The organism is Reyranella sp. CPCC 100927, from assembly GCF_007859315.1.
GTDB lineage: Bacteria > Pseudomonadota > Alphaproteobacteria > Reyranellales > Reyranellaceae > Vineibacter.
Map to the genome: position 1 here is coordinate 1 of NZ_VOHA01000065.1, position 845 is coordinate 845.

The following is an 845-nucleotide window of genomic DNA, read 5'->3' on the forward strand; positions in this document are numbered from 1 at the left end:
GAACTAGGTCGTGTTGACATTTAGGGGATTCCCTTTTGCGGGAAAAGTTGATTCAAGACTGCGAATCTGGGGAGGCAGTCTTGGTTCGCAGAGAGTTGACGGATAGGCAATGGTCGTTGATCGCGTCGTTGGTTCCCGGAAAGAAAGGCGATCGAGGTGCGTCGGGCAGGGACAATCGACTGTTTGTCGACGCCGTGCTGTGGATCGTGCGCAGCGGTGCGCCATGGCGTGATCTGCCGCCGCTGTTCGGGCCCTGGAACAGCGTGTACCAAAGGTTCAACCGTTGGTGCCGGTCAGGCGTCTGGTACCATCTGTTTAAGGCACTGATCCATGCCCCCGACTTCAGCTATCGGATCATCGACTCGACAATCGTACGGGCACATCAGCATGCGGCCGGCGCAAAAAGGGGACTCAAAATCAGGCGCTCGGCCGCTCGCGCGGCGGCCTGAGCACCAAGGTCAACCTGGCTGTCGACGCCTCGGGCCGGCCGCTTCGCCTTCTCCTCGCGCCGGGACAGCGCCACGACATCCGTGCCGCACGTCAGCTGATCGTCGATCAGCGCGGCGGCTATGTACTCGCAGACCGGGCCTACGATGCCCAATGGTTCATCGAGCTGATCCACACGCAGGGCGCAACCCCCGTCATTCCCGCCCGCACTTGCTCGCCGCCGCGACAATACGACCGCCAAATCTACCGCGACCGCAACCTCGTCGAACGGTGTATCAACAAGCTCAAGCACTTCCGGCGCCTAGCCACACGCTACGAGAAAACAGCACGCAACTACCTCGGGGTCGTTACCATCGCCGCCATGACCTTGTGGTGGCGGTAAATGTCAACACAACCTA

1 pseudogene is annotated in these 845 nt (G+C 60.6%); it reads left to right on the top strand.

From position 1 onward, the window contains the following. Positions 1 to 47: 47 nt before the first annotated feature. Positions 48 to 829: pseudogene (locus FQU96_RS41970) on the top strand (IS5 family transposase). Positions 830 to 845: the final 16 nt, after the last annotated feature.